A 25,877-nucleotide genomic window follows, 5' to 3' on the forward strand; every position below is an offset into this window, starting at 1 on the left:
AGCCTGGCGTTGTCGGGTCCGCCTCAGGCACGCCACTTGCTGGAGATGGTCGGCCATGCCTGATGGCTCTCCTGGAGTACACCCATGCTTACCGCTATGTCTGGAACCCTCGCTGCGCCGCAACAACCCGTGGTCACCGAAGCCGAACGGTGTGCCCGCCGAACGCTGGAGGCCGCTCAACGGCTGCTGCATCCCCAATCCGCCGTCACCACCGCCACCTCGACGATCGAGCTCGAGCTGGCGCGGTATGTCAAGGAAGCCTACGTGCCGCGCAAATCCGTCTGGGCGGAGCGTTGAGCGACGGGCGTCAAGCCCTCGAACGCCATCAGCTATTTCTTCGATCATTTCGCCGCCCGCAGGCGCGCCCGCCAAGGCACGCGCCCGGCGGGCGGTGGTTCATGACGCCAGCACCCGAGACGCCAGATTGAGCAGCGTCAGCAACGCCGTCCCGATCAACCACAGCATCAAGGCTGGCCATAGGCGGACCAGCCGCACGCGCAGCGTCGAGGGCGACGCGGCCGCGGACGGCGGCGCGGCGGCCTGAAGGCGTTCAGCATTGGCGGCGGCAAGGGGGCGTAAAGGCGTGCCGGGCTCGGGGGACACCAGCGTGTTGCCGATCAAGGTAGAGGACGAAGCAATTTCCGGGGAGATCACAGTAAATCCTGCCTTCCGCGTCGGTAGTAGCCCGCAGGGAGAGTTGAAGGGGGATTGCCTGGAGCAAACGGCGTGCCGCGGGGCAGGCGCGGTTGCGGATTGTCACCAAGTCAGCGGGCGTATCCCCCTTCCAGGCCGTGGCCTTGCCCGATAGCGGCCCGCACGGGGCGGGCGCGGCGCGCAGTGTCCGCAATGCGCGCCGCCTCGCATCGTTCAGGCCAGCCAGCGCTTGATGCGGCCGGCCAGCGCCTCTCGGCTGATGCCGTAGCGGTCATGCAGGGTGGGCAGGGCGCCGGCGTCGAGAAAGGCGTCAGGCAGGCCGGCCATCTGGAACCCGGCCGGCTGCACCCGGTGCCGCAGCAAGGCCGCGGCGACGGCTTCGCCCAGGCCGCCGATCACGGAATGGTTTTCGGCCACGACCACCAGCCGGTGCTTGTGGCGCACCGCCTCGACCAGGCTGGCCTCGTCCAGCGGCTTGATGGTGGGGCTGTGCATCACCGCCACGTCGATGTTGTCGCGCGCGAGGTCTTGCGCGGCTTCCAGCGCCCGCATGGTCAGGATGCCGCTGGAAATGACGAGGACGTCTCTGCCTTCGCGCAGCATTTTCGCCTTGCCCAGCTCGAAACGGTAACCCTCGATCTCGTCCAGCACCAACGGCACCTGGCCGCGCAGCAGGCGCATGTACACCGGCCCCGCATGCTCGCCAATCTGCGCGACGGCCTGCTCGATGTCCAGCGCGTCGCAGGGGTCGACGATCGTCAGCCCCGGAATGGCGCGCATCATCGCCAGGTCGTCGGTTGCCTGGTGGCTCGGCCCATAGCCGGTGGTCAGGCCCGGCAGCGCGCAGCAGATCTTGACGTTGAGGTTTTCTTCGGCGATCACCTGATGGATGAAGTCATAGGCCCGCCGCGTGCCGAACACGGCGTAGGTCGTGGCGAACGGGACGAGACCTTCCTTGGCCATCCCGCCCGCGGCCCCCATCAGCAGCTGCTCGGCCATGCCCATCTGGAAAAAGCGCTCCGGGTGGGCTTGGGCGAACAGGTGCAGGTCCGTGTATTTGGCAAGGTCCGCGGTCAGCCCGGCGACGTCCGGGCGCGATTGTGCATACGCGACCAGGGCCTTGCCGAAGGGCGCGGCCCGTACGCGTTGCCCTTCGGAGGCGATCGACGCAATCATGGCCGACGTCGTCAGGCGGGGTTTTTGCTGGGTGCTGGCATTGCTCATTGCCGGGCTCCTTCGATCAGGGAAGCGGGGCGGTTCTGGTCCAGGATGTCCAGAGCCTGTTGCCATTCGGGCGGATCGACCCGGATGAAGTGATTCTTCTCACGCTGCTCGAGAAACGGGATGCCCTTGCCCATGCGGGTGTCCAGCAGGATCACGCGCGGCTTGCGATCCGGCAGATTGCGTGCGGTGTCGAATGCCTCGACAACGGCGGCCAGGTCGTTGCCGTCCACGCGCTGCACGTGCCATCCGAAGGCGGCCCACTTGTCGGCCAGCGGCTCGAATCCCAGCACCTTGCCTGACGGGCCATCGGCCTGCTGGTTGTTGATGTCGACCAGGCAGACGAGGTTGTCCAGTTCATGGTGGGCCGCACCCAGCGCCGCTTCCCAGGTCGACCCTTCGTCCAGCTCGCCATCCGACATGGAGTTGTAGACAAAGGCGGGGTTGCGCTTGTGCTTCAACCCCAGTGCGATGCCGACGCCGATGGCCAGGCCCTGGCCAAGCGAGCCGCCAGAGATTTCCATGCCCGGCGTGTAGCTCGCCATGCCCGACATGGGCAGGCGGCTGTCATCGCTGCCGTAGGTGTCCAGCTCGCTTTCCGGGATCACGCCCGCCTCGATCAGCGCCGCATAGTGGGCGATGGCATAGTGGCCGTGGGACAGCAGGAAGCGGTCGCGGCCTTCCCATTGCGGGTCGCCTGGCCGCAGCGTCATGGCGTGGCGGTACGCCACGGCCAGCACGTCGGCCCAGCCGAGCGCCTGCCCGATATATCCCTGCCCCTGCACTTCACCCATGCGGACCGCATACCGGCGGATGCGCCACGCGGCGGCCATCAGGCCGCTCAAAGACCCGGATTGCTCCATTTGAAGTTCCCTTTTGTTTGACAAGTTTTCAATGCAGGATGCTCGCCGGCACGTAGGACACGAGCCCCAGCACGGCAAACGCGACCAGATAGAAGGGCACCAGTTCGCGAACGGTCTGGCCGACCTTGACCTTGGCCAGGGCGCTGGTGATGAACAGCGTGGTGCCTACCGGCGGCGTGTACAGGCCGATGGCCAGGTTCACGACCATCATCACGCCAAGCTGCGTCATGTCCATGCCGATGCTCTGCGCCAGCGGGACGAAGACCGGCGCCAGCAGCAGCACGGCCGCCGGCAGGTCGATGAACATGCCCAGGAACAGCATCATCAGGTTCATCAGCAGGATCACCAGCCATTTGGCATGCACGTTGTCCTGTACCCAGTGGGCGATACCCTGCGGCGTCTGGTCGAACGTCAAGAGCCACCCGATCGCTGACGAGGCCATGATCACCAGCAGCACCACGCCGGTCGCCAGGCCGGCATGGACCACGGCGGCGTTGAGCCGCTTCCAGTCCAGGTCGCGGTACAGCACCGCGGAAACCAGGCCGGCGTACAGCGTCGACAGGACGGCAACCTCGGTCGGCGTGGCGATGCCGAAACGCAGGAAGACGATGATCAAAAGCGGCAGCACCACCGCGGGCAGGGCGTAAAGCAGATGCCGGCGAAAGGCCGCGCCGTCGAAGGGCGCCGTGTCCCGCGGGAAGTTGCGGCGCCGGCCTACCCACCAGCATGCCGTCATGAATCCGGCGCACAGCAGCAGGCCCGGCAGTATCCCCGCCACGAACAGCGACGCGATGGACGCGTTGGCCGTCAAGGCAAACAGGATCAACGGGATCGAGGGGGGAATCAGGATGTCGATCGTTGCCGCGGCGGCCAGCGTGGCGGCCGAGAACGCGGCAGGGTAGCCCAGCCGCTTGTGCCACGGAATCATCAAGGAACCGATGGCCGAGGCGTCCGCCACCGCCGAGCCCGATACACCGCCGAACAGCGTGGACGAGAGCACGCCGACCTGCGCGGGTCCGCCGTGATAGCGGCCGATCAGCGCCGACAGCACGCCCACCAGCGCTTCGCCGAGCTTGCCGCCCATCATGAGCGAACCCGTCAGCATGAAAAAGGGGATGGCGATCAGGGGAAAGCTCTGCACCTGCGCGACCATCTGCTGCACCAGCACGTCCAGGGGCACGCGGTCCGTGGTGGCCACGGCCGCCGTGGCGGCGATCAGCAAGGCGTGGGCGATGGGCATGGCGGCCACGGCCGCGCCCATGAACAAGACAAGTATCAATGCACTCATGTCGGGTCTCCCTGTTTACCAGTGCACGGCGGGCGCCTGCGGCTCGCCTTCGGGCTGCGCCGCGGCCTTGCAGCCACGCCAGCTCTGCCATGCGGATTGCGCCGCCAGCACGGCGAGCAGCAGCATGCCGCCCATGACGCACGCATAGGTGAGCGAGCCGGGCATCTGCAGGATGGGAGACTTCTCGTCGTGGACGATATCGAGCATATTGAACGTCGCCCACGACAGGGTGGCGTACAGGGCGGTGACGGCCGCCCAGCTCAGGGTGGCCACCACGCGGCGCGTGCGGGCCGGCAGCGCGTCCATCATGAAAGTGGTGGCGATATGGGCGTTGTGCAGCGCGGCCAGCACCACCCCCGACATGACGAGCCACGGAAAGAGCAGCTCGGGTATCTCGTTGGCCCACTCCAGGCTTGATCCGGTCGCGTATCGCAGGCCGGTGTTGATGACGAGGATCACGAAGATCACCGTGGTGGATAGCCAGAGGATCAGGCGGCACAGGCCGTCGATGATCCTGCCGACCAGTCCGTGTGGATCGGTATTCATGTTGTCTCCTGCCTTGTGCGCGGTCCGCCGGCGTGCCCGCCGGGGCGGGACGCGGGCGGCCGAAGGACGTGTCAGTTGCCGCGCGCCGCGGCCAGAACCTTCTTGACGTAGGGGCCGATGGGACTGGCCAGCCATTTCTCGTCCACCGAGGCGGTGGCCTTGGCGAAGCCCGCCGTGTCAGGCGTCGTGACCAGCACGCCCTGGGCCTTCAGTTCCGCCAGCAGCCTGACGTCGGCCTCCTGGCTCAGCTTGCGCTGCAGCGCCGACGCTTCGTCGGCCGCTTCCTGCACGACTTTGCGGTCGGACTCGCTCAGGCGATCCCAGGTGCGCTTGCTCATCAGGAAAGGCGTCATCTGGAACTGATGATGGGTCATCGCCAGATGCTTCTGCACCTCGTACAGCTTGCTGGCCTGGAAGTTCACCAACGGGTTTTCCTGGCCGTCCACCACGCCTTGCTGCAACGCCACGTAGAGTTCGGCGAACTTGATCTGCTGCGCCTGCGCACCCAGGGCATTCATGATGTCGACCAGCGTGGCGTCAGGCGGCACGCGCATCTTCAGGCCTTTCATGTCCTCGACCGTGTTGATGGGGTGCTTGCTGTTGGTCATCTGGCGGATGCCGTTGTCCCAGGTTCCCAGCAGGATCAGGTTCTTGCTGGCCGACTTCTCGGCGAGCTCCTTGCCCAGGGGGCCATCGAGCAGCTTGAAGGCGGCGCCGGCGTTCCGGAACAGGAAGGGCATGCCGTAGGCGGCGTATTCCGGAACCGCGGCCGCGACGGCGCCTTGCGAATTGGCGCTGATGTCCAGGGCGCCGGTGCGCAGCGCCGTCACCATGGCGGCGTCATCGCCCAGTTGGCCGGACGGCGCGACCTGGACTTCGATGCGTCCGCCGGTCTTGGCCTTGAGCACCTGCGCGAATTTCTCCGACGCCTCGTGGCGCGGATTGCCCACGGCCGCGCCATGCCCCAGGGTCAGCTTGATGTTCTGCGCCTGTGCCGCCAGCGGCAGCAGTGCGGCGGTGGCGAGGGCCGCCAGGCCCGTGCGAAGCAGTGTTCTGCTTTTCATGATTGGTCTCCTCCGATGGTGATGGGGTGCTGCGGATCAGTGAATCAACATGCCCCCGTTGACGTCGAGTGTGATACCCGTGCAGTAGGCCGACAGGTCGCTGGACAGGAACACGCAAGCGCCCGCCACGTCGTCGGCCCTGCCCAGCCGCGCCAGCGGGATGGTGCCTTCGATATCGGCCTTGCGCTCGGCCGACAGTTTGCCCTGCGTGATGTCGGTCTCGATCAGGCCGGGGGTGATGCAATTGACGCGGATGCCGTCTGCGCCGAATTCGCGCGCCATGGCGCGGGCCAGCCCCAGGACGCCCGCCTTGGCGGCCGAGTAGTGCGGTCCGCCGAAAATGCCGCCGCCGCGTTGCGCGGACACCGACGAAATGCACACGATGGCGCCGGCGCGTTGCGCCTGCATGGCCGGCAGCGCGGCCTGCGACAGGTAGAGCGTGCCGCGCAGGCTGACGTCCAGGATCCGGTCGTAGTCCGCACCCGTGATTTCCAGCGTCTTGACCGGCTGCGTAATGCCGGCGTTGTTCACCAGGATGTCGATCCTGCCGTAGGCGTGGATGGCTTGTTCGATGGCGGCCACGCAGGCGGCCTTGTCGGTCACGTCCGCCACCAGGCCCAGATGGCCGTCGCCCAGCCGGGCGGCGGCGGTGGCCGGCTCCGCGCGCGCCAGGTCCAGGATCACGACGCGCGCGCCGTGGGCGGCCATCTGGCGCGCGGTGGCAAATCCCAGTCCGTTGAGCCCTGCGCCGCCGGAAATCACGGCAACCTTGTCCTTGAGCAGCATCTGTCGTCCTCCTGTCGTTGTCATGTCAGTGCGGACTATTCTGGGTGCCTGCTAGCATTAAGACAAACGATGTGTCATCAGTCTAAGATGACAGATCTTCATCTGAAGTCAGGGTCTACCCCCATGCCTGCTCTGCCGCCCATCGCCAACCTGCTGGCGTTCGAAGCCGTCGCGCGCCGGCGCAGCTTTGCGATTGCCGCGACCGAGTTGCATCTGACCGCATCGGCGGTCAGCCATCAGATTTCCCGGCTGGAAGCGGACCTGGGCGTGCGGCTGTTCGAGCGCAGTGCCCACGGCGTGCGCCTGAGCCGCGCGGGCGAACAGTACCTGGCGCGCATCGGCGGCGCGCTCGCGGCCATCTCGACGGCCACGGAAGACCTGCGCCAGGGCGTCAGCAACAGCGTGTACGTGCATTCGGCGCCCAGCATCGCGAGTCTCTGGCTGGTGCCCCGGTTGCGGCGCTTTGCGCTGGCGCATCCGCAGGTGGCGCTGAATCTGTCGGCGGCTCATTCGCACAGCGATTTCGCGCTGGGCCAATCGGACGTCGACATCCGCTATGGGGTACCGCAATGGGACGACGTCGTGGTGGAACCCCTGTTCGAAGAGCGCATCCTGCCGCTCGCGAGCGCGGCGTTCATTCGCGAGCATCGCATCAAAAGGGTGGATCAATTGCTGGACGTGCCGCTCATCCAGAGCAACGTCAGCGTCATCCAATGGTCTGACTGGTTCGGCCGCTATTCCGAGCGACGCGCGCCGGACCACTTCACGATCCGCTTCGATCGGGCGCAGATGTCCCTGGACGCTGCGGCACAGGGGCTGGGCGTGGCGCTGGAAAGCGCCACGATCGCGGGCTCGCACCTGGCCGCGGGCGGGCTGCGGCCCATCTTCGGCATGGCCAGGTCCATCGCGGTGAAGGCCCATTTCCTCGTCTACCCGGCCCGGCACGCCAAGCGTCCCTCCGTGGAGGCTTTTCTGGCCTGGATTCACGCCGAGGCGGCCAGGACCGTGGCGCAGGAATGAGTGCCGGGCCGGTACAGGGGGGCGATGCGGGTCGGCGAGCAGGTGCGAGGAAGGCGCGGGCCAGGCAGTCCCTGTCCCGCACAACCGGCTAACGCTTCTCGGGGGCCGGCGCAGGCGTCAATCGCAGCGCGTTGAGCACCCGCGAGAACGCGGGTGAAGGTTGCCGCCGGCTCGGGTAATACAGGTAGTAGCCGGGGAAAGGCGGGCACCAATCTTCCAGCACGCGCACCAGTTGTCCGTTCTCGAGGTGGGGCGCGAACTCTTCTTCGGGCAGGGACGCGATCCCCAATCCCGCCACCGCCGCGTCCACCATGCCGGGCGAGGTGTTGAAGATGAGCTGGCCATCCACACGCACGTTCACGGTCTGGCCGCGGCGCTCGAAGTCCCAGGTGTAGAGACCGCCCGCGGTCTGCATGCGCATGTTGATGCAATTGTGCTGGAGCAGGTCGCGCGGCGTCCTGGGAACCGGGCGTGTCTTGAAATACGCAGGCGATGCCGCGATCGCCATGCGCAGCTTCGGCCCGATCGGCATGGCAATCATGTCCTTGTCGATCGTGTCACCCAGCCGCACGCCCGCGTCGTAGCGGTCGGCCACGATGTCCCGCAATCCGTAATTGATGTCGAACTCGATCTTGATGTCGGGGTAGTCGAGCATCAGGGGCGTGAGCTTGGGCAGCAGCGTGGTGCGCAGGATGTGCTCGCCACAGGTGATGCGCACCGTGCCGGCTGGCTTGTCCCGCATCTCCGTCAGCTCATCCAGCTCAGCGCCGATTTCATCGAATCGATGGCCGATGGCATTGAGCAGCCGCTCGCCGGCGGCGGTGGGCGACACGCTGCGCGTGGTGCGCGTGAGCAGCCGGATATCCAGGCGCGCCTCCAGGCCGCTGATGGCCTGGCTGAGGGCCGACTGCGTGACGCCCAGCAGCGAGGCGGCGCGCGTGAAGCTGCCTTCGCGCGCCACGGTGACGAAATACAGAAGATCGTTGAGGTTGCGTTTGACCATGGCAGCAGTTTTTCACGAACCATTCATTAGTACAACTAATAGCGTCTTTAAGTTTTCATTAGCTAGTCAATCTGGTGCCGACGCCGCAACATGCAGGGTGTGGTCAATGCCGTTGCGCCTGCCGACCCTGGCACGCGCATGCAATGTCCGAATCGAGAGGGTCAAGTCCTTGGCACATGCCTGTTTCGCTCCATCGCGAGCACAACCCGCCCATTGGAGTGGCGTGTTCGCCATGTCGCTGTGCGTGTTTGCATTGATCGCGTCCGAATTCATGCCGGTCAGTCTGCTGACGCCGATAGCGGCCGACCTGTACGTCACCGAAGGCCTGGCCGGGCAGGGCATCGCGATCTCCGGCGCATTCGCCGTGTTCGCCAGCCTGTCGATCTCGTGGCTGGCCGGCGGCATCAACCGCAAGACGCTGCTGCTGGCGCTGACTTCGCTGATGGCCATCTCCGGCGCCGTGGTGGCGCTGGCACCGAACTACCTGACCTACATGGCGGGCCGGGCGCTCATCGGCGTGGTCATCGGCGGCTTCTGGTCTTTGTCGGCGGCTACGGCCATGCGCCTGGTGCCCGCCGACCAGGTGCCACGTGCCCTGGCGGTCTTCAATGGCGGCAACGCGCTGGCGACGGTGATTGCGGCGCCGCTGGGCAGCTACCTGGGGTCGGTGGTGGGCTGGCGCGGGGCGTTCTTCTGCCTGGTGCCGGTGGCCGCGATTGCCTTGGTCTGGCAGGGGATCAGCCTGCCGGCGATGCCCGCCCAGGCACGCGAGGCGGGCTCGGGCAACGTCTTCAAGGTGCTGGCAAGCCGGCCGGTGGCATTGGGCATGGCCGCCTGCGGCGCTTTTTTCATGGGACAGTTCGCGCTGTTCACCTACGTGAGGCCCTTTCTCGAGACCGTGACGCACGTGAGCGTATCCACGCTGTCTCTGATCCTGCTGGGGATCGGCGTGGCCGGCTTCATCGGCACGGCACTGATCGGCGCCGTGCTCAAGCGCAGCGTGTACGGGACGCTGATCGTCATTCCCGCCCTCATGGCCGTGATTGCCCTGATGCTCATTCCCTTCGGCGCCCGGGTCGCCGGCGTGGTCGTGCTGCTGGGGCTGTGGGGCCTGATGGCGACCTCGGCCCCCGTAGGCTGGTGGAGCTGGATCGCCGAGGCGATGCCGCACAACGCCGAGGCAGGCGGCGGCCTGATGGTCGCGGTGATCCAGCTGGCCATCGCCCTGGGGTCGACCGTCGGCGGCTTGCTGTTCGACTCGGCGGGCTACGCCAGCACCTTCATGGCCAGTGCCGCCGCGCTGCTGTTGGCGGCCTGCCTGGCTTTTCTCACCTCGCGTTCGCCCTTGCGGCAGGCAGCCTGAACCGTAACGCCGACGGGACGCGGCATGCGGGTGAGGGCTAGTCGCAGGTCAAGGAATCCCGCTGGTGCTTGACTTGCTCGACGGACAGCGTCGGCGGTAGCGCGACGCCATTCTTGACCGCAAGGATTTCCGCCATGATGCTGACCGCGATTTCCGCGGGCGTCCGGCTGCCGATGTAGATACCGACAGGCGCGTGCAAATGGGCGAGAGATGCCGGGGTTTCGCCAAAATGTTCTATGAATCGCTGCTTGCGGCTGTTCGTGTTGCGACGCGAGCCTATGGCGCCGACATAGAAGGCGGGGCTGTGAAGGGCTTCCAATAGCGCAAGATCGTCCAGCTTGGGATCGTGGCTCAGGGCGACGATGCACGTGCGTGCGTCAGGCTGCAGTGCCTGAACGGCGTCATCGGGCATTTCACGGGTGATGGGTACGCCCGGAACCGACCAGCTGCCCAGGTGCTCCACGCGCGGATCGCAGACCGTCACTGAAAAATCGTTGAACAAGGCCATGGTGGCCAGGTATTCCGCCAGTACCCCGGCGCCGATGAGCAGCATTCGGTATTGCGGCCCCAGGGTGTGGGTCAGGGTCGCGCCGTCAAAGCGCAACGCTTCGGGCGCCGAAGTGGGCGTCAACGTCACCGCGCCAGTGGCCACGTCGACGGTGCGCTGGACGAGCTGGCCCGCTTCCAATTGCCGGACCAGGGCGTCGAGCGTGTCGAATGCCGGCTGGAACTCCAGCAGCAATTCCAGCGTGCCGCCGCAAGGCAAGCCGAAGCGGTGGGCTTCGTCCGCCGTCACGCCGTAACGCACCCGTTCGGGAGCCTGTCGGGGAATGCCCCCCGCGCTGCAGGCAAGGGTGTAGCGATGTATCAGGTCATCTTCGATGCAGCCGCCAGACACCGAGCCGACACACCGCCCGTCTCCCCGCAGCGCCATCATCGAGCCGGCGGGGCGCGGCGAAGACCCCCAGGTCTTGACGACCGTCGCCAGCAATAGCGGGTGCCCCTGCGCATGCCAGGCGCGGGCTTCCCGCAGTACCCGGACGTCAACGGTTTCCATGCGAATGTTCCTTGGCAAGGCTGCGCACCGAGAGCATGGCCTGGGCGCGGTTCAGATCGTCCGGTGTGTCCACGTCCATCACGATTCCCGGGTCGTTCAACTGCAGTTCCAGCACGCCGTCATGCTGGCGGTATGCGCGCACGATGGAGGCCGCGCCCGTGTCCCCGCGAAGCGCCATCAGCGCCTGTGCGCATTCAGGCGCAAATCCGACGGGATGCCCCTGCCGGCCGTTCCAGAGCGGAACGACCACGGGCTGGGAGGCCAGGCCTTGCGCCACCCGGCGCAAACTGTGCGCCTCTACCAGGGGCAGGTCGCCAGGCAGGATCAGCCAGCCGGCGGCGTCTTGCGTGGCCATGACCCCGCGGGCAATCGAGCGGCCCATGCCGTTCTCGGGGATCGCTGGCCCGGGCCGCACCACGTGGCATGGCAGGCCGGAATCGGCCACGGCTTGCAGCACATGCTCAAGCACCGGCAAGCCTGCCAGCAAGGCGTCGAGTTTGTGCGTTGCACCGCCCGACTGGCGAAATCGCTCACCCTGGCCGGCGGCCAATACGATGATGGTCGGCTGTTTCATGGTCCGCGGGTCAGGCGAGGGTGCGCACGGGCAGGCTGCGAATCCGCTTGCCGGTGGCGGCGAATATGGCGTTGCAGACGGCGGGCGCCACGGGAGGCACCGGCGGCTCGCCCACGCCGCCAGGCGGCAGGGCGTGATCGTCGTTGACCAGATGGGTCCGGATCACGCGGGGTGACGCGTTGTGGCGCAGCACCTCGTAGTCGTGGAAGTTGCTTTGCTTCACACGGCCCTTTTCAAAGGTGATTTCGCTGGTGAGCGCCAGGCTCAAGCCCATGATTGCGCCCCCTTCCAGTTGCGCGCGGATGCGCTCGGGGTTGACCTGCGGGCCGCAGTCTATCGCCATGTCGACGGAAACGATGCGCACCTGGCCCTTTTCATCTACCGCGACCTCGACCACGGCGGCGGTGTAGCTCATGAAGCTGTAGCAGAATGCCAGGCCCAGGCCGTGTCCCTTGGGCAGGGTCCTGCCCCATTCTGCGCCAGCGCATGCCGCGTCGATGACACCACGAAGGCGGCCCGTGTCGTAAGGGTAGCGCTCGGGAGATTCGGAGTAATTCCAGGTATCGCCCAGCGTCCCCGGGTCGATCCGGCGGGCCGGGCCGATGAGCTCGAGCGCGAAATCCTTGTGGTCCTTGCCCGCGCGCTCGGCCAACTCGGCAATGAAGCATTGCGCTGCGAAGGCGTGCGGAATGTTGGCGACAGAACGGAACCATCCGATGCGGGCATGCGCCTCGACTTCGGCCGTTTCCACCCGCACGTTCGGTATGCGGTAGGGCATGTTGATCGCAGACATGGCCGATTCGAACATCTGCTGCCCTTTGGCCCCTTCGGAGAAGAGCGACGCAATGGTGGGGGCGGCGCTGCGGTGCAGCCAGGATTGCACCTGACCCGTCTTGTCCATGACGGCTTCCAGCCGCTCGACCGATACGGTATGCAGGTAATCGTGATGGATGTCGTCTTCGCGCGTCCATACCAGCTTGACTGGCGTGCCTTCGGGCATGGCGCGGGCGACGATGGCGGCTTCATCGACGAAGTCGGGCTTGGACTTGCGGCCGAACCCTCCGCCCAGCAGCAGCACGTTCACTTTCACGTTGGCGGGATCAAGCTTCAGGCGGGCAGCCACGGCATCGCGCGCCGCCACCGGGTTCTGGATCGAGGTCCAGACATCGGCGTGGTTGCCGTTGATCTGCACCGTGGCCACTGGCGGCTCCATCGAGGCATGGGCCAGATGCGGCACGTAGTACTCCGCCGCCAGGCGGTCGGCCTGCGGCGCCTGGGCCCAGGCTTGCCCGGCATCCCCTTGATTGCGTATCGACTTGCCGGGTCGGCGCGCCGCCGCCTCCAGGGTCTGGCGGTAGGCCGTGGAATCGTATTGGCCATTCGGGCCGTCGTCCCATTCGAGCTCCAGGGCATCGCGGCCCTGGCGGGCGGCCCAGGTGTTGCGGGCGACGACCGCGACCCCCCCCAGTGGCTGGAACGCGGGGGCCCCCTTCATCGCCGGGATCTCGACGACTTTCAGCACGCCGGGCACGGCCAGCGCCTTGGCGCTGTCGAAGCGACGCAGTGTGCCCCCGACGACGGCAGGGCGCGCCACCACGGCATAGACCATGCCGGGCAGGTGCATGTCCATGCCGTAGCGTGCCTGGCCTTTGCCGATGGCCTCCAGGTCCACCAGGCGCACCTGGTCCTTGCCGATGTACCGGAAATCGGCCCGATCCTTGAGCTTGAGCGCATCGCCGGTGGGCACGGGCTGCCTGGCCGCGTCGGCCGCCAGCTCGCCGTAGGTCAAACGGCGCCCGGTGGGCGGATGCAGCACCTCATGCTGCACTGCCTTGACCTGAGAGAGGGGAACGGACCATCGTGCGGCCGCGGCGGCCTCGAGCATCTGGCGGGCGGCCGCGCCTACGCGCCGCATGGGCATCAGGAAGTGGCGGACGCTGCGGGAGCCGTCCACGTTCTGGTTGCCGTAGCGCACCTCGTTGGCTTCTGCCTGGATGACTTTCACGCGATCCCACCGCGCTTCCATCTCGTCGGCCACCACCATGGGCAGGCTGGTGCGAACGCCCGTGCCCATTTCGGCTCGGTGCGCCACGATGGTGACGGTGCCGTCGGCGGCAATGCTGACGAAAACCAGCGGGTCCTCGACCGTGCCGCCCGGCATGCTGTCGGCGCCATACTGCTTGTCGGTGCCGTCGGCCGCCCAGGCGGTCGTGATGAATCCCTTGGCCGAGACGGCCAGGGTCAGGGCGCCCAGACTGCCCTGCAGGAAGCCGCGGCGGGAAAGTTGAGCGGTGCGCGTCATTGTTTGCCCCCTTGGGCCAGGCGGTTGGCAGCCTGCCGGATGGCGGCGCGGATGCGAGGGTACGTGCCGCAGCGACAGATATTGCCGCTCATGGCGTCTTCGATATCCTGATCGGTCGGCTGGGACGTGGCTTTCAGCAGGCTTACCGCCGTCATGATCTGGCCCGCCTGGCAGTAGCCGCATTGCGCAACGTTCTGTTCTATCCAGGCTTGTTGCACCGCTTGGCCGATGGCGTCGGCCTCGATCCCTTCGATGGTGGTGATACGGTGACCCGCCGTGGCCGAAAGGGGGGTGACGCAGGAACGAATGGGGGCGCCATCCATGTGCACCGTACAGGCGCCGCACAATGCCATGCCACATCCGAACTTGGTGCCGGTCATGCCGAGCTCGTCCCGCAGGGTCCAGAGCAGCGGTGTTTCGCCGGGAACGTCGACATCCTTGACTTGGCCGTTGATGTGAAGTTGGGTCATAGCGGATTCCAGGTTGCAGGTTTGGAGACTCTACGGGATGTGCGTCCCGGGCGGGAGGACAACGCCTGATTATTCCTCAGCGCGTGCATTAGCGCACCTCATAACCCCTATAAGCGAACCGAGCCTGCCTGGCGACGGTACGCCGTCGTTCGCGGCCCACTTCCGTCGGCGTTCAGCGTCGCGCCCCGCAAGGGGGGTAAGACGATTCTGAAAATGATCGTGCTGATGTCGACGCCCGGGTCTGCCACGACATAATCCGCGAGTCGTTGCAAGACATTGCGCGATGTTCCTTGTTGTTCGATTCCAGCTGTTCTTCCAAAAAGTGGCTCCCTGTCGGGATTGATGTCGTATTGCCCGGCGGGACATGACGCAGACCCAAGAGGGAAAAATGAGAACCAAGCAGTCGCATCACCAAGTAGCGCCGGGACCTGGCCTGCCTTACCTGCCGCGGGCGCGTCTGGCCGTCGTGGCGACGCAGGCCGCCTTGCTGGCGCTGGCTCAGGCAGCAGCCGGGCCGGCGCAGGCGCAGCCTTACGTCAATTACGATGGCACCCGTACCCGCGATCGGGACGCGGCCGTGGCAACCTGGGCGAATCACCCGGAATTCAAGGCGGACTGGGGACTGGGTGCCATGAATGCCCAGCACGCCTATGCTTTGGGATTCAGCGGTGCGGGCGTCAAACTCGGTGCAGTGGACTCCGGCTATTTGTCGTCGCACCAGGAGTTCGCGGGACGCGTCAATGCCCTGAGCGTTACGGGTACCTATCTGAACGATGGCGAGCAACTGGACCGATCGGGTCTCTCCTGGCGTGCGGGCGAGCGCTTCGATCGACCCGGCCCCTACATCGGCACGGCGGATCCCGCCAAGTTGATCGGGAAGAACGACAACCACGGCAACCACGTATCCGGGAGCATCGCTGCCGCCAAGAACGGCGTGGGCATGATGGGCGTCTCGTTCGGCAGCCAGTATTACACCGTCAATTCCAACGGTACGGACGCGGCCGAGTATGGGTCCAATATGGACTACAACTACTTCAAGGCCGCCTATGGGGGGCTGGCTGCTGCGGGCGTGCGAGTCATCAACAGCAGCTGGGGATCGCCTCCAAAAGCCGACAACTACGACTCGGTCTCCGGGCTGACAGAGGCCTACACGCGACTGAACAGCGCGGGCAAGAAGACGTGGCTGGATGCCGCGGCGGACGTATCGCTGCAATATGGCGTGCTGCAGGTCTGGGCCAACGGAAACGCGGGCGTGAGGAATGCGTCGGTACGCGCCGGCACGCCGTACTTCCGCCCCGAACTGGAAAAGTACTGGATCGCGGTAACGGGGTTGCAAAAGAATGGCGGTCAACAATTCAACCATTGCGGGGTGGCCAAGTACTGGTGCCTTGCCGCGCCTGGGGTCGATATTCTCAGTGCCAGCGTGAAAGGCGATGACCAATATCAGTCTTCCAGCGGCACTTCGATGGCGGCGCCGCACGTGACGGGCGTGCTGGGCGTCTTGATGGAGCGGTATCCCTATCTCGGTAACGAGGAGATCAGGACAATATTGCTGACTACCGCATCGCATCGCGGCAAGGGGCCTGCCGATGTCCCCGACGCCGTGTACGGATGGGGCGTACCCGATATGAAAAAGGGCATGGACGGTCCATCGCAACTATTGGGCCGCTTCACCGCCAATCTTCCAGCCGGCGTGTCGGACACCTGGAAGAATGATATTTCTGAGCGTGCCTTGATTCAACGCCGGAAGGACGACGCGGCCGAGGTCGCAGCCTGGGCAGCCGACAAGTCGGCGATACAAGGGCGCGAGCGTCCCGTGCCCGATGTCGTGTCCGCGGCAGGCGCGATTGCGGGCATGGCGCAGGCCCGCGTGTTGCTGAAGGAAGTTCTCAACAGCAATACGCGGGCACTCTACCGGCCCGCAAGACTGCTGGCCGCGTTGAACGCGCTGAAGGCCAATCCCGAAGGCGCGCTGTTGCTCGACCTGTACGAAGGCACCCATCCCCGCTGGGAGGAGGGCTATAGCGAACCGGACGACTATGACGATTTCGTCGAGGGCAAGAGCGATAGCGATCTCGCGTCGGCGGCGCTGAACGGCAAGCGCACAAGCATCCTCTCGGCCAATGCAGCCGCCCAGGGAGAGATCGAATTGCGCCAGCGCCGCGTCGCCGCGCTGGCCGTCAAGCCCGAGGCCAGCTACCAGGGCAGCCTGGTGAAGGCCGGCGGCGGCACGCTGGTGCTGATGGGCAACAACAGCTATTCGGGCGGCACGCAATTGCAGCAAGGTGTGCTGGGCGTCGGGCACAGCAGCGCGTTGGGGACCGGGACGCTGGCCGTGTCGAACGGCGCAACCCTGCTGGCCGTGGCCGATAACCTGAACCTCGGAAACGCCGTCACCCTGGCCGGACTGGCCAACGTCGATACCCAGGCCTACACGCTGGCGTTGTCCGGTCAGGTGACCGATGGAGAAACGGGCGGCGGGTTGGCCAAGCAGGGCGCCGGCACGCTGGTGCTGTCAGGCATCACCCGCTATTCGGGGCCGACTTTGGTGGAGCAGGGAACACTGCGGGCCGGACGCGCCGACGGCTTGTCGCCGCGCAGCGCATTCCTGCTCGGGGCGGGTACGCAGCTTGACCTGGCCGGTCTGGATCAGACCATTGGTTCGCTGGCCGGAAGCGGCAACGTTGCATTGGGCCAGGCCACCCTGACCACCGGCGCCGACAATGGCCACAGTCTCTATACCGGTCGGTTCAAGGGAGAGGGCGGCCTGACCAAGGTCGGCGCGGGCATGCTCACATTGGGCGCCAACAACAGCGCCTATACCGGCAAGGTCACGCTGGCGGGGGGCGGCCTGTGGCTGACCGAGGGGGCAGGGCTGGGCGGTAGCGTGAGGGCGCAGAGCGGCACCTTGCTGGGTGGCGCCGGCAGCCTGGGCGCTACCACGATCGACTCCGGTGCGGTGCACGCGCCCGGAAATCCTGCCGGCGCCCAGACTATCCAAGGCGACTACGTCAACCGCGGCACGCTGCGCATCAGTGGCGCACCGTCCGCGCTTGGCCGCGTAGAGGTCGCAGGCAACGTGGACATTGCCGGCAGCACGCTGGAACTGCTGCTGTCGCCCCAGGATGCCGCGGACTGGCAGCCAAAGAATGGGCCATACGTGCTGATCGACAATCAAAGTGCCGGCGCCGTGACGGGCACCTTTTCGAACATACGCAATCCCTTGCTCTTCTTGAGCGCACCCGTCAGCACCACTGGAGGCACGGGCAATGATGTGACGCTTGCGCTCGTACGCAATGACCGCAGCATGGCCAGCTTTGGTGCCAGCCCCAACCAGGCAGCGGTGGCCGGCGCAATTGATCGGCTTGCGCAGGGCCATGAGGTCTGGCGCACCATCGCGCTGAGCAATAACGTGGCCGACCTGGGTTCCGCGCTGGCCCAGTTATCCGGCGACACGCACGCGAATGTGGCGTCCGCGCTGACGAGCACCACCATGACGCCCGCGGCGTTCAATGGGCTGGCCGCAATGCGTGGCAATTTGTCGGCGCCGATGATCGCGGGGGCGCCCACCGCTGCGGTCGACCGAGGAGGGCCGCCGCCTGCGGGGGCCCTGCCGCGCATCGACGCTTCGCCGCTGTGGGTCCAGATCGGCGGGGATTGGCGCAATCTTGCAGGGGATGGCAATGCCTCGAGCCTGACCCAGCACAGCACCAACCTGACGCTCGGGGGCGATGCCGCCATTGGCGGGGGATGGCGCGCGGGCGGTGCATTCGGCTACACCGATGCGCGGCTGAGTGAGCGGTCGGGCAGCGGCAACGCCACGATCGGCAGCTATACCGCGACCGTATTTGGCGGCAAGGCCTATGGACTGGGTGCGGGCAAGCTCAAGCTGATGGCCGGTGGCGCCTACTCCTGGCACGATATCGACTCGCGGCGCAGCGTGCGCTACGGCAGCTTGAATGAAACGCTCACGGCGGGCTATCGCGGCGGCACCACGCAGCTCTTCACGGAGGCCGGGTACGCACTGGCGCTGTCCGATCTGGCCACGATCGAGCCTTTTGTCGGGGCGACCTGGAGCCAGCTCCGCATGCAAGGGTTTTCGGAGTCAGGGGGCGCGGCCGCGCTTTCCAGCGAGGGGCTGCGCCAACGTAACCTCAGCAGCCTGGCCGGGCTGCGCGGCAGCTGGCAATTGCCGGGCTATGCCATCGCATTGCGCGGCATGCTGGGCTGGCGTCATGTCTATGGGAGCACGCTGCCCGTCGCCTCGATGGCATTCGACCAGGGCCCCGCGTTCAGCGTGACGGGCACCCCGATCGCCCGGGATGCCGCCCGGGTGGAGTTTGGCGCCGACCTGATGACCGTACGCAATTTGACGGCCGGTCTCAGTTATGGCGGCGAGTTCGGGGGGGGGAACCGCCAGCACGCCGGAACGCTGGACATGCGCTGGCGGTTCTGAAACAGGCTGCGCTGCGGCGCGCCGCCGCGGCTCAGACCTGTGCCATGCCGCCGTCGACGAAGAGCTCGACGCCATTGACGAAGCTGGCGGCATCCGAGGCCAGAAACGCCACCACCTTGCCAATCTCTTGCGGCTCGCCAAGACGACCCAGCGGCACCTGTGCGGCCAGGTGATCGAACAATCCCTGACGGGCCTCGTCCGGGACCAGGCCGCCCAGCCCCGGCGTGCGGACCGGCCCCGGGCTCACGACATTCACGCGGATGCCGCGGTCTTTCAGATCCAGCGCCCAGGAGCGCGCAAAGTTGCGCACCGCCGCCTTGCTGGCGCTGTAGACGCTGAAATTCGCCGTGCCCAGGATGGAAACCGTCGACGCCGTGAGAATCACCGAGGCGCCATCGACCAGAAGCGGCAGGGCCTTTTGCACCGTGAACAAGGTGCCGCGCACGTTCGTGCCGAAGATGCGATCGAAATGCGCTTCGGTGATCGCGCCCAGCGGCAACATGTCGCCGCCGCCGGCATTGGCAAACAGGATGTCGAGCCTGCCGGCGCTTTCGGCGATCTGTGCGTAGACGCGATCAAGGTCGCTCAGCACCGAGGCGTCGGCGCGAATGCCCGTGGCTGCGCCACCGAGACTGGCCACGGCGGCATCGAGTTCCGCCTGGCGGCGTCCGGTGATGAAGACGCGCGCGCCTTGTGCCGCCAATTCCTGAGCGGTGGCCAGGCCGATGCCCGTGGTGCCGCCGGTGACCAGTGCGATCTTGCCATTGAGTTGCTGATTCATGATGAGCTCCAAGTCCTGATAAGAAAGGTTTCAGTCCAGCCGTTCACCGGACTCATTTCCGTGTGAAGCGTTGTTGCTGACTGGCATGGAGGTCACTTTATGGGCAAGGCGGTATGAGAGTTAGTATGTAAAATTGAAATAACTATCCATGGTTGTGGATAATCTGATTTCTGGAGGAGACCCGGGCATGGATCAGTTGACCGCCATTCGCGGCTTTGCCCGCGTGGTTGAAGCCGGCAGTTTCACCCGCGCGGCGGACTCGCTGGACATGCCCAACGCGACGCTGAGCAAGATGGTGCAGGACCTGGAAACGCACCTGGGGGTCCGCCTCTTGCAGCGCACGACCCGGCGCGTCACCGTCACGCCGGAAGGCCGCGACTACTACGAGAAGACCCTGCGCATCGTGCGCGACCTCGAAGACATCGACAGCGCGTTCAACGCGGTGCCGGGCCGACCCAAAGGGCACCTGCGCATCGATGTAGGAGGATCGACCGCACGCGACGTGCTGATCCCGGCGTTGCCTGACTTTCTGGCGCGCTATCCGGACATCCGTATCGACCTGGGCGTGTCCGATCGGGCTGTCGATTTGATCAGCAACAACGTCGATTGCGTGGTCCGTGGCGGGCCGCTCGACGACTCCTCGCTGGTGGCGCGGCACCTGGGCACCGCCGCCCTGATCACCTGCGCCACGCCGGGATACCTCAAACAGTTCGGTACGCCGGCGTATCCGGATGAGCTGAAAAACGGCCACAAGTTGGTGAGTTACCTCTCGCCGCAGAACGGCCGCGCGGTTCCCTTTCGCTTCGAACGCGAAGGGGAAAAGCAGGAGCTCAAGGTGGACCGCCACGTCGGCGTCAACGAAAGCAATGCCCATCTGGCCGCCGCGCTGGCGGGCCTGGGTATCGTCCAGACCTTCACCTACGCCGCGCGCCCGGCACTCGACAGCGGGGCGCTCGTCGAAATCCTGAAACCGTGGCGGCCCCAACCCTATCCGTTCCACGTCGTGTATCCGCACAATCGCCATGTCACGCAGCGGCTGCGCGTCTTCATCGACTGGCTGATGGAGCAGGTTCCGGCGCGACTGGGCGCCTAGCTCCATGCTTGACATTCAAGTCACGGTGACCGAGATCTTGCGCGGCTGCGCTTCCCGCAGGCGCGGGATCTGCAGCGTCAGCACGCCGTGTTTCAAGTTGGCCGTGATGTTGTCTTTGTCCAGGTCGTGGCCCAGCGTGAAGCTGCGGCGAAACAGCGGTTCGCGCAGTTCGTTATGCACCAGGCGCACCTCGGCCGGCACCTGCACCGCGGCTTCGCCTTCGATCAACAGTTCGTTCGACTGCACCTTGATCGACAGCCTCTCCCTGGACACGCCGGGCAGGTCGGCCAGCAACGTGATGCCGGTGGCGTTTTCGTAGATGTCCACGGCGGGCAGGGTGGCGGGACGATTGCTGTCGTTCGCGCCCTTGGCCAAGGGTTCCGAGCCGCCCAGGGCGGCAAGTGGGTTGCGTGCTTGCATGATGATCCTCCTGTGTCGTCGGCCGGTGTTCATTGGATGGCGATCAGGCGCGGCTTGGCGGATTCGCGCTTGCCGATCGAGATGCAGAGGCAGCCGTCGGTGTAGCGTGCCTGGATGTTGTCCGGATCGGCATCGCTGGGCAATTCCACCAGGCGACTGAATCGGCCGCGCGCGCGTTCGCGGGCATACAGGGTGGTTTGCCCGGAAGGCTCTTCTTCGCGCCGTTCGCCCGAGAGGGTCAGCAGGCCTTTTTCCATCGTGACCTCCAGCGCGTCCGGGTCGACGCCCGGCACGAACGCCACGACTTCGATCGAATCGGCGCTGACGCCGACGTTCACGGGGGGGAAATCGCCGCGCGCCGTGGAGCGCAGGTTGGAAGGCGCGCTCGAGGATCGCAGGATTTTGTCCAGCTGTTGCAGGGTGTCCAAGGCGGAACGGACGCCGCTATCGAAAAATGGATAAGTTGCCATGTTCGTCTCCCGATGAGGTCTGGTTCAGACGGGCGGGGGCTTGGCGGCAAGGGTATTTTCAAGCTGCGTTGCCCCGCCATAGCGCAGATATGGCATCAGGCGCGCAGGTTTCAAGATCGGGATTTGATTGATTTATCCAATCAGGTGGGCCGCCAGAATTGCCGATTTTTTTGGCGCGGGATGTCGAGCGCTTGCCGCTTGGCGAAATGTTCTGTCCGCCGCCCCAGGGTATCCCCCAATCAAATTTCCCTTGCGGAAAATCAATCCCCTATAGGACACTTTGTGTCATAGCCGCATCCAAGCGGCGGACACAAGGGGAATGGCATGAAACGCAAGATCATGGCGGCCGCGCTGGCGTTTGCGGCGGGGCTGGGCGGCGCGGCGCAGGCGGCTTTTCCGGATCATCCGGTGCGGCTGGTGGTGCCTTTCGGGGCCGGCGGCATCACGGATATCGTGGCGCGGCAGGTGGGCAAGGGCATGGGCGACGCGCTGGGCCAGAGCGTGGTGGTGGAAAACCGGCCGGGCGCGGGTGGGGTGATCGCGGCGCAGGTGGCGGCCTCGGCGGCGCCTGACGGGTATACGATTTTCATGGGCACGGTGGGCACGCAGGTGGTGAACCCGCTGATCTATGCCAAGCTCAGCTACGACGCGGACAAGTTCTTGCCGGTGGGCCTGGTGTCCGGGTCGCCCTACGTGCTGGCGGTGCGCGGCGATCTGCCGGCGGCAAATTTCGGCGAGTTCGTGGCGTATGCCAAGGCGCATCCGGCCAAGCTGAATTTCGGGTCGGCGGGCACGGCCAGTTCGCCGCACCTGGGGCTGGAATTGCTGAAGCTGACGGCGGGCGTGGATATCGTGCACGTGCCGTTCAAGAGCGGCAGCGAGGCGGTCAATGCCGCCATCGGCGGGCAGGTGGACGTGGTGATGGACGCCAGCCCGGTGATCATGCCGCACGCGGCATCGGGCAAGCTGCGGGCGCTGGCCGTGGCGTCGGACCAGCGCTTGCCGTCGGCGCCGCAGGTGCCGTCGTCGCGCGAGGCGGGCGATGCGGGCTTGCAGATCAGTTCGTGGAATGCATTTTTTGCACCGGCGGGCACGCCGCCGGCGGTGCTGGAAAAGCTGAATGCGGCGCTGCGCCAGACATTGGCCTCGCCCGACCTGAAGGCGCGCCTGGCGGCGCAGGGCACGCAGCTGTACACCGGCGCGCCCGAGGAATACCAGCGTTTCATCGCGGCCGAGAAAGCGAAGTGGGCCGAGATCGTCAAGCGCGCCGATATCAAGATGGATTGAGAATGGCGACGATGAACGGGGCCGGCACCCGGCCGACGACGCCCAAGACAAACCCGACCGAGACAACGTCGATGACCACCGTGAACGAGACGACGCAGGCCTTGCATCCGCTGGCCGGGCAGCCCCTGGAACTGGCCGATACGCTGCGGTCGGGCAATGCGTGGAAGGTGCGCCTGGCCTGCGGCTACATGGGCCTGACGGTGACGCGCCGCACCTTCGACATCGTGCAGGGCGACCTGGAGACCGAGGCGTTTGCCCGCATCAACCCCTGGCGCCAGGTGCTGGCGCTGCTGACGCCGCAAGGCGAGTGGCTGGCCGAGTCGCAGGCGATCCTGTGGTATCTGGGCCGAGGCACGCCCTGGTTGCCTGAAGGCCGGCTGGAACAGGCGCAGGTGGCCAGCTGGCTGAGCTTTGAGCAGACCCAGCACATGCATGCGTTCGCGCAGCCGCGCCTGTTGATCCACCTGCGCCAGACGGCGCGGGTGGACGACCCGGCGATGGTGCAATGGCGCGCGATCGGGATGCGCGCGGCCGCCTGGATGGACGCCCACCTGGCGGAGCGCCTGTTCCTGGTGGGCGATGCGCCGACCATCGCGGACGTTGCGCTGTATCCCTATACCAGCATGGCGCAAGAGGGCGGCTATGACCTGTCCGCCTTTACCCATATCAGTGCCTGGCTGGCGCGCATGCGCGCCTTGCCGGGCTTTACGCCGTTGTTGGAAACGGCATAGAAAGGAGTCGAGATGGCCGATACGATGCACTTGGGCAAGGACGAATTGATACAGCGGGCGAAGGCCGACATGCAGCGCACGCTGGATACCCCGGACTGGACGCTGCGCGAGCGCCTGGCGCTGACCTGCCGCATTCTGTTCGACGGCGGGCACGATTCGGGCCTGGCGGGCCAGATCACGGCGCGTGCGCCGGCGCCCAACCGCTATTACACCCAGCGCCTGGGCCTGGGCTTTGACGAGATCACGGCGGACAACCTGCTGCTGGTCGACGAAGACCTGCAAGTGCAGGAAGGCGGCGGCATGCCGAATCCGGCCAACCGCTTTCATTCGTGGATCTATCGGGCGCGGCCGGACGTGAACTGCATCATCCATACGCACCCGCTGCATGCCGCGTCGCTGTCGATGCTGGAGGTGCCGCTGGAAGTCTCGCACATGGACAACTGCCCGCTGTACGGCGACGTGGCGTTCCTGAAGGACTGGCCGGGTGTGCCGGTGGGCAACGAGGAAGGCGTGATCATTTCGGGCGCGCTGGGCGACAAGCGCGCGATTCTGCTGTCGCACCATGGCATGCTGGTCGCGGCGGGCTCGGTGGAAGAGGCCTGCGTGCTGGCGTTGCAGTTCGAACGCGCGGCGCGCATGCAGTTGCTGGCGATGGCCGCCGGCAAGATCCAGCCGATTCCGCCGGTGCTGGGTCACGAGGCGCACGACTGGATCCTGACGCCCAAGCGTTCGCAGGTGGGCTTTGCGTATTACGCGCGGCGGGCGCTGCGCCAGCACCCCGACGTGCTGGGCTGAAACTCGACGAAGCCGTCGGTTTAGGGCATGCTTACCGGTCGTTACCGTGCCCTTTTCCGTCCATGATCGACCTGCCTCACCGTTTGCGCACGTTGCGTCGCCAGCAGTCCCTGTCCCTGGAACAGCTGGGCGAGCGCACGGGCCTGACCAAAAGTTATCTCTCCAAGCTCGAACGCGGTTTGAGCGAGCCGTCGATATCGACCGTGCTGCGCCTGGCCGAAGCCTATGGCGTGGGGGTGTCGCAATTGGTGGGCGGGGGCGACGGCGCCGCGCAGGACGAGGTCGTGAGCCTGGTGCGCGTGGCCGACCGCGAGGTCCTGCAACGCCGCGGCCTGGGTAACGAATACCACTATGAATCGCTGGCCGGGCGCCGCAAGGTCAAGGCCATGGAGCCTTTTCTGGTGCATCCGCCGCGCGAATTTCCGGACGCCTCGGCGGTGTTTCCGCACCCGGGCGAGGAATTCCTGCTGGTGCTCAAGGGCGCCATCGAGGTGCGGGTGGGCGAACGCGAGTTCCGCCTGGACACCGGCGATTCCCTCTATTTCGATTCCGAACTGCCGCATCGCATGCGCACGGTCAGCCGCGGCGCGGCCGAAGTGCTGGTGGTGGCGGCGCATTGATTCCAAGGAAAGCGCAGTGAAGCACGATCAATCGCGGCTGGTCCGCATCGATGCCGGCCCCATGAAGAACCCGGTGCCCGGCAAGCCCAAGCGGCCGATTTCCGGCGACGCGGCGTTTCGCACCGTGACGGCATTCGAAGGCAACGGCGGCCGTGCCGAAGCCGGCGTGTGGGAAAGCACGGCGGGCCGTTTCCAGTCCAACACCACGGGCTACATCGAATTCGGCTACATCGTCGAAGGCGCGGCGCGCCTGGTCGACCCGGACGGCACGGTGCACGAGCTGACCGTGGGCGAGGCCTTCGTGATGCCGGAAGGCTATACCGGCCGCTGGGAAGTGGACACCTTCGTCAAGAAGATCTATTTCATCAGCCGCACGGCGTGATGCCCAAGCGGGCGGGCCGCCCGGCCTGATGCCGCGTCCTGCCGGGGCGCGACGGGCTTCACGGCGGCGTCGGCCGCTGCGGATACGCCGACGTGCCGAAGGTATTGCCCATGCGGTTGCCGATGGTGGCGGGCGTGGGCAGGCCCATCTGGTTGGGCGGCTTTTGCGTGATGGCCTCGGACCCCGGCGTGGGCGGGGGCCTGGGCGCGGCGTCGGGCGCCATCTTCTGGTTCAGGCAGTCATAGGACAGGGCATGGTAGCCATTGACCTCGGTGTCGATGCAGGCGCGAGGCGCGGGCTTGGGCGGGGTTGCCGTGGACGCGGCGGGCTGCGGCGCTGCCGGGCCTTGGGCCCCGGCCGCCATGGGCGTGGCCGCCAGCGCTGCCAGCAACAGCAGGCAGGCGCGATCCGGAATCAGGCTGAATGGGCGCATGCGGGCTCCTTGGACAAGGCCCGGCGGCCAGCGGCCGCCATGCGATCAGTATAGGGACGGATAACGCCGCGCAGGTGACGATTGCGTGGCGGCGGGACGGCGCCCTTGTGTGGCGTGTCACGATTACGTCATTCTCGCACCCTAGCATGGCGCCTTTCGCATCGAGGCGGGCGCACGGGCGTTCGCGGCAATGGCCAT

26 protein-coding genes are annotated in these 25,877 nt (G+C 66.2%); 10 read left to right on the forward strand and 16 right to left on the reverse strand.

Annotation, left to right across the window (positions count from 1 at the left end):
* Positions 1-96 precede the first annotated feature (96 nt).
* Positions 97-297: a hypothetical protein gene (locus AC6LJ2_RS09115; protein WP_263913628.1), complete on the forward strand. Its 201-nt coding sequence runs from the start codon at positions 97-99 to the stop codon at positions 295-297.
* Between the two features lie 99 nt (positions 298-396).
* Here AC6LJ2_RS09115 and AC6LJ2_RS09120 read toward each other — a convergent pair whose 3' ends face one another.
* From AC6LJ2_RS09120 to AC6LJ2_RS09150, 7 genes are all read right to left on the reverse strand, one after another.
* A complete protein-coding gene (locus AC6LJ2_RS09120) occupies positions 397-654 on the reverse strand; it encodes a hypothetical protein (RefSeq protein WP_445657003.1) in 258 nt (85 codons plus the stop codon).
* Between the two features lie 213 nt (positions 655-867).
* Positions 868-1,878 (reverse strand): transketolase family protein, encoded by a 1,011-nt coding sequence (locus AC6LJ2_RS09125; RefSeq protein ID WP_498151219.1) that lies wholly within the window; start codon positions 1,876-1,878, stop codon positions 868-870.
* A complete protein-coding gene (locus AC6LJ2_RS09130) occupies positions 1,875-2,738 on the reverse strand; it encodes a transketolase (RefSeq protein WP_263913631.1) in 864 nt (287 codons plus the stop codon). The genes AC6LJ2_RS09125 and AC6LJ2_RS09130 overlap by 4 nt, the downstream gene beginning before the upstream one ends.
* A 28-nt stretch (positions 2,739-2,766) precedes the next feature.
* Complete coding sequence (locus AC6LJ2_RS09135; protein WP_263913632.1) at positions 2,767-4,026, reverse strand: TRAP transporter large permease; 1,260 nt, start codon at positions 4,024-4,026, stop codon at positions 2,767-2,769.
* 15 nt (positions 4,027-4,041) lie between these two features.
* The gene (locus AC6LJ2_RS09140; protein ID WP_263913633.1) at positions 4,042-4,572 is read right to left on the reverse strand and encodes a TRAP transporter small permease subunit; all 531 of its coding nucleotides are present in this window, start codon (positions 4,570-4,572) and stop codon (positions 4,042-4,044) included.
* 71 nt (positions 4,573-4,643) lie between these two features.
* Positions 4,644-5,636: a TRAP transporter substrate-binding protein gene (locus AC6LJ2_RS09145; RefSeq protein WP_498151220.1), complete on the reverse strand. Its 993-nt coding sequence runs from the start codon at positions 5,634-5,636 to the stop codon at positions 4,644-4,646.
* A gap of 36 nt (positions 5,637-5,672) precedes the next feature.
* Positions 5,673-6,422 carry an SDR family NAD(P)-dependent oxidoreductase gene (locus AC6LJ2_RS09150; RefSeq protein ID WP_263913635.1) on the reverse strand — a complete coding sequence of 250 codons (750 nt, stop codon included), beginning with the start codon at positions 6,420-6,422 and terminating at the stop codon, positions 5,673-5,675.
* Between the two features lie 123 nt (positions 6,423-6,545).
* Between AC6LJ2_RS09150 and AC6LJ2_RS09155 the strand changes: the two genes are divergently transcribed.
* Positions 6,546-7,442: a LysR substrate-binding domain-containing protein gene (locus AC6LJ2_RS09155; protein WP_263913636.1), complete on the forward strand. Its 897-nt coding sequence runs from the start codon at positions 6,546-6,548 to the stop codon at positions 7,440-7,442.
* Between the two features lie 88 nt (positions 7,443-7,530).
* Here AC6LJ2_RS09155 and AC6LJ2_RS09160 read toward each other — a convergent pair whose 3' ends face one another.
* Positions 7,531-8,445: a LysR family transcriptional regulator gene (locus AC6LJ2_RS09160; protein WP_263913637.1), complete on the reverse strand. Its 915-nt coding sequence runs from the start codon at positions 8,443-8,445 to the stop codon at positions 7,531-7,533.
* A 232-nt stretch (positions 8,446-8,677) separates the two neighbouring features.
* Between AC6LJ2_RS09160 and AC6LJ2_RS09165 the strand changes: the two genes are divergently transcribed.
* Complete coding sequence (locus AC6LJ2_RS09165) at positions 8,678-9,808, forward strand: MFS transporter (protein ID WP_498151235.1); 1,131 nt, start codon at positions 8,678-8,680, stop codon at positions 9,806-9,808.
* A 37-nt stretch (positions 9,809-9,845) separates the two neighbouring features.
* On the opposite strand, the gene AC6LJ2_RS09170 is transcribed toward AC6LJ2_RS09165, so the two are convergent.
* The 4 genes from AC6LJ2_RS09170 to AC6LJ2_RS09185 are packed head-to-tail and all read right to left on the reverse strand — an operon-like array spanning position 9,846 to position 14,211.
* Positions 9,846-10,865 carry an XdhC family protein gene (locus AC6LJ2_RS09170; RefSeq protein ID WP_498151221.1) on the reverse strand — a complete coding sequence of 340 codons (1,020 nt, stop codon included), beginning with the start codon at positions 10,863-10,865 and terminating at the stop codon, positions 9,846-9,848.
* Positions 10,852-11,439 (reverse strand): nucleotidyltransferase family protein, encoded by a 588-nt coding sequence (locus AC6LJ2_RS09175; protein ID WP_498151222.1) that lies wholly within the window; start codon positions 11,437-11,439, stop codon positions 10,852-10,854. The genes AC6LJ2_RS09170 and AC6LJ2_RS09175 overlap by 14 nt, the downstream gene beginning before the upstream one ends.
* 10 nt (positions 11,440-11,449) lie before the next feature.
* Positions 11,450-13,741: a xanthine dehydrogenase family protein molybdopterin-binding subunit gene (locus tag AC6LJ2_RS09180; protein ID WP_445656998.1), complete on the reverse strand. Its 2,292-nt coding sequence runs from the start codon at positions 13,739-13,741 to the stop codon at positions 11,450-11,452.
* A complete protein-coding gene (locus tag AC6LJ2_RS09185; RefSeq protein ID WP_445656997.1) occupies positions 13,738-14,211 on the reverse strand; it encodes a (2Fe-2S)-binding protein in 474 nt (157 codons plus the stop codon). The genes AC6LJ2_RS09180 and AC6LJ2_RS09185 overlap by 4 nt, the downstream gene beginning before the upstream one ends.
* Positions 14,212-14,575: 364 nt before the next feature.
* Between AC6LJ2_RS09185 and AC6LJ2_RS09190 the strand changes: the two genes are divergently transcribed.
* Positions 14,576-18,667 (forward strand): autotransporter domain-containing protein, encoded by a 4,092-nt coding sequence (locus tag AC6LJ2_RS09190; RefSeq protein ID WP_498151223.1) that lies wholly within the window; start codon positions 14,576-14,578, stop codon positions 18,665-18,667.
* Positions 18,668-18,698: 31 nt separating this feature from the next.
* Here the strand turns inward: AC6LJ2_RS09190 and AC6LJ2_RS09195 are convergent, their stop codons facing one another.
* Positions 18,699-19,448 (reverse strand): SDR family oxidoreductase, encoded by a 750-nt coding sequence (locus tag AC6LJ2_RS09195; RefSeq protein WP_263913672.1) that lies wholly within the window; start codon positions 19,446-19,448, stop codon positions 18,699-18,701.
* A 187-nt stretch (positions 19,449-19,635) separates the two neighbouring features.
* Between AC6LJ2_RS09195 and AC6LJ2_RS09200 the strand changes: the two genes are divergently transcribed.
* A complete protein-coding gene (locus AC6LJ2_RS09200) occupies positions 19,636-20,541 on the forward strand; it encodes a LysR family transcriptional regulator (RefSeq protein WP_263913643.1) in 906 nt (301 codons plus the stop codon).
* A 15-nt stretch (positions 20,542-20,556) separates the two neighbouring features.
* On the opposite strand, the gene AC6LJ2_RS09205 is transcribed toward AC6LJ2_RS09200, so the two are convergent.
* A complete protein-coding gene (locus AC6LJ2_RS09205) occupies positions 20,557-20,961 on the reverse strand; it encodes an Hsp20/alpha crystallin family protein (RefSeq protein WP_263913644.1) in 405 nt (134 codons plus the stop codon).
* Between the two features lie 29 nt (positions 20,962-20,990).
* Positions 20,991-21,431, reverse strand: coding sequence for an Hsp20/alpha crystallin family protein (locus AC6LJ2_RS09210; protein ID WP_263913645.1), 441 nt, complete (start codon positions 21,429-21,431; stop codon positions 20,991-20,993).
* A 324-nt stretch (positions 21,432-21,755) separates the two neighbouring features.
* Here AC6LJ2_RS09210 and AC6LJ2_RS09215 point away from each other — a divergent pair, with 324 nt between their 5' ends.
* The 5 genes from AC6LJ2_RS09215 to AC6LJ2_RS09235 all read left to right on the forward strand — a co-directional run bounded on the left by AC6LJ2_RS09215 (position 21,756) and on the right by AC6LJ2_RS09235 (position 25,246).
* The gene (locus AC6LJ2_RS09215) at positions 21,756-22,718 is read left to right on the forward strand and encodes a Bug family tripartite tricarboxylate transporter substrate binding protein (RefSeq protein WP_498151224.1); all 963 of its coding nucleotides are present in this window, start codon (positions 21,756-21,758) and stop codon (positions 22,716-22,718) included.
* Positions 22,719-22,789: 71 nt separating this feature from the next.
* Positions 22,790-23,449: a glutathione S-transferase family protein gene (locus AC6LJ2_RS09220; RefSeq protein WP_498151225.1), complete on the forward strand. Its 660-nt coding sequence runs from the start codon at positions 22,790-22,792 to the stop codon at positions 23,447-23,449.
* A 12-nt stretch (positions 23,450-23,461) separates the two neighbouring features.
* Entirely contained in the window at positions 23,462-24,244 is a 783-nt protein-coding gene (locus AC6LJ2_RS09225) for an aldolase (protein WP_498151226.1), read from the forward strand.
* A gap of 62 nt (positions 24,245-24,306) precedes the next feature.
* The gene (locus tag AC6LJ2_RS09230) at positions 24,307-24,864 is read left to right on the forward strand and encodes a helix-turn-helix domain-containing protein (protein WP_498151227.1); all 558 of its coding nucleotides are present in this window, start codon (positions 24,307-24,309) and stop codon (positions 24,862-24,864) included.
* A gap of 16 nt (positions 24,865-24,880) precedes the next feature.
* On the forward strand, positions 24,881-25,246 hold the full coding sequence (locus tag AC6LJ2_RS09235) for a cupin domain-containing protein (RefSeq protein WP_498151228.1): 366 nt from the start codon (positions 24,881-24,883) through the stop codon (positions 25,244-25,246).
* Between the two features lie 58 nt (positions 25,247-25,304).
* Here AC6LJ2_RS09235 and AC6LJ2_RS09240 read toward each other — a convergent pair whose 3' ends face one another.
* Complete coding sequence (locus AC6LJ2_RS09240; protein WP_263913649.1) at positions 25,305-25,679, reverse strand: hypothetical protein; 375 nt, start codon at positions 25,677-25,679, stop codon at positions 25,305-25,307.
* Between the last annotated feature and the right edge of the window lie 198 nt (positions 25,680-25,877).

The sequence above is a fragment of the Achromobacter sp. 1014246743 genome, from assembly GCF_059760725.1.

What these genes read in the sequence shown, in the direction of transcription:
- AC6LJ2_RS09190 (WP_498151223.1), top strand. Translation starts at nt 14,576, where the DNA reads ATGACGCAGACCCAAGAGGGAAAAATGAGAACCAAGCAGTCGCATCAC.
- AC6LJ2_RS09155 (WP_263913636.1), top strand. Translation starts at nt 6,546, where the DNA reads ATGCCTGCTCTGCCGCCCATCGCCAACCTGCTGGCGTTCGAAGCCGTC.
- AC6LJ2_RS09175 (WP_498151222.1), bottom strand. Translation starts at nt 11,439, where the DNA reads ATGAAACAGCCGACCATCATCGTATTGGCCGCCGGCCAGGGTGAGCGA.
- AC6LJ2_RS09210 (WP_263913645.1), bottom strand. Translation starts at nt 21,431, where the DNA reads ATGGCAACTTATCCATTTTTCGATAGCGGCGTCCGTTCCGCCTTGGAC.
- AC6LJ2_RS09225 (WP_498151226.1), top strand. Translation starts at nt 23,462, where the DNA reads ATGGCCGATACGATGCACTTGGGCAAGGACGAATTGATACAGCGGGCG.
- AC6LJ2_RS09130 (WP_263913631.1), bottom strand. Translation starts at nt 2,738, where the DNA reads ATGGAGCAATCCGGGTCTTTGAGCGGCCTGATGGCCGCCGCGTGGCGC.
- AC6LJ2_RS09165 (WP_498151235.1), top strand. Translation starts at nt 8,678, where the DNA reads ATGTCGCTGTGCGTGTTTGCATTGATCGCGTCCGAATTCATGCCGGTC.
- AC6LJ2_RS09135 (WP_263913632.1), bottom strand. Translation starts at nt 4,026, where the DNA reads ATGAGTGCATTGATACTTGTCTTGTTCATGGGCGCGGCCGTGGCCGCC.
- AC6LJ2_RS09185 (WP_445656997.1), bottom strand. Translation starts at nt 14,211, where the DNA reads ATGACCCAACTTCACATCAACGGCCAAGTCAAGGATGTCGACGTTCCC.
- AC6LJ2_RS09205 (WP_263913644.1), bottom strand. Translation starts at nt 20,961, where the DNA reads ATGCAAGCACGCAACCCACTTGCCGCCCTGGGCGGCTCGGAACCCTTG.
- AC6LJ2_RS09140 (WP_263913633.1), bottom strand. Translation starts at nt 4,572, where the DNA reads ATGAATACCGATCCACACGGACTGGTCGGCAGGATCATCGACGGCCTG.
- AC6LJ2_RS09160 (WP_263913637.1), bottom strand. Translation starts at nt 8,445, where the DNA reads ATGGTCAAACGCAACCTCAACGATCTTCTGTATTTCGTCACCGTGGCG.
- AC6LJ2_RS09230 (WP_498151227.1), top strand. Translation starts at nt 24,307, where the DNA reads ATGATCGACCTGCCTCACCGTTTGCGCACGTTGCGTCGCCAGCAGTCC.
- AC6LJ2_RS09240 (WP_263913649.1), bottom strand. Translation starts at nt 25,679, where the DNA reads ATGCGCCCATTCAGCCTGATTCCGGATCGCGCCTGCCTGCTGTTGCTG.
- AC6LJ2_RS09195 (WP_263913672.1), bottom strand. Translation starts at nt 19,448, where the DNA reads ATGAATCAGCAACTCAATGGCAAGATCGCACTGGTCACCGGCGGCACC.
- AC6LJ2_RS09215 (WP_498151224.1), top strand. Translation starts at nt 21,756, where the DNA reads ATGAAACGCAAGATCATGGCGGCCGCGCTGGCGTTTGCGGCGGGGCTG.
- AC6LJ2_RS09145 (WP_498151220.1), bottom strand. Translation starts at nt 5,636, where the DNA reads ATGAAAAGCAGAACACTGCTTCGCACGGGCCTGGCGGCCCTCGCCACC.
- AC6LJ2_RS09150 (WP_263913635.1), bottom strand. Translation starts at nt 6,422, where the DNA reads ATGCTGCTCAAGGACAAGGTTGCCGTGATTTCCGGCGGCGCAGGGCTC.
- AC6LJ2_RS09125 (WP_498151219.1), bottom strand. Translation starts at nt 1,878, where the DNA reads ATGAGCAATGCCAGCACCCAGCAAAAACCCCGCCTGACGACGTCGGCC.
- AC6LJ2_RS09200 (WP_263913643.1), top strand. Translation starts at nt 19,636, where the DNA reads ATGGATCAGTTGACCGCCATTCGCGGCTTTGCCCGCGTGGTTGAAGCC.
- AC6LJ2_RS09180 (WP_445656998.1), bottom strand. Translation starts at nt 13,741, where the DNA reads ATGACGCGCACCGCTCAACTTTCCCGCCGCGGCTTCCTGCAGGGCAGT.
- AC6LJ2_RS09220 (WP_498151225.1), top strand. Translation starts at nt 22,790, where the DNA reads ATGACCACCGTGAACGAGACGACGCAGGCCTTGCATCCGCTGGCCGGG.
- AC6LJ2_RS09170 (WP_498151221.1), bottom strand. Translation starts at nt 10,865, where the DNA reads ATGGAAACCGTTGACGTCCGGGTACTGCGGGAAGCCCGCGCCTGGCAT.
- AC6LJ2_RS09115 (WP_263913628.1), top strand. Translation starts at nt 97, where the DNA reads ATGTCTGGAACCCTCGCTGCGCCGCAACAACCCGTGGTCACCGAAGCC.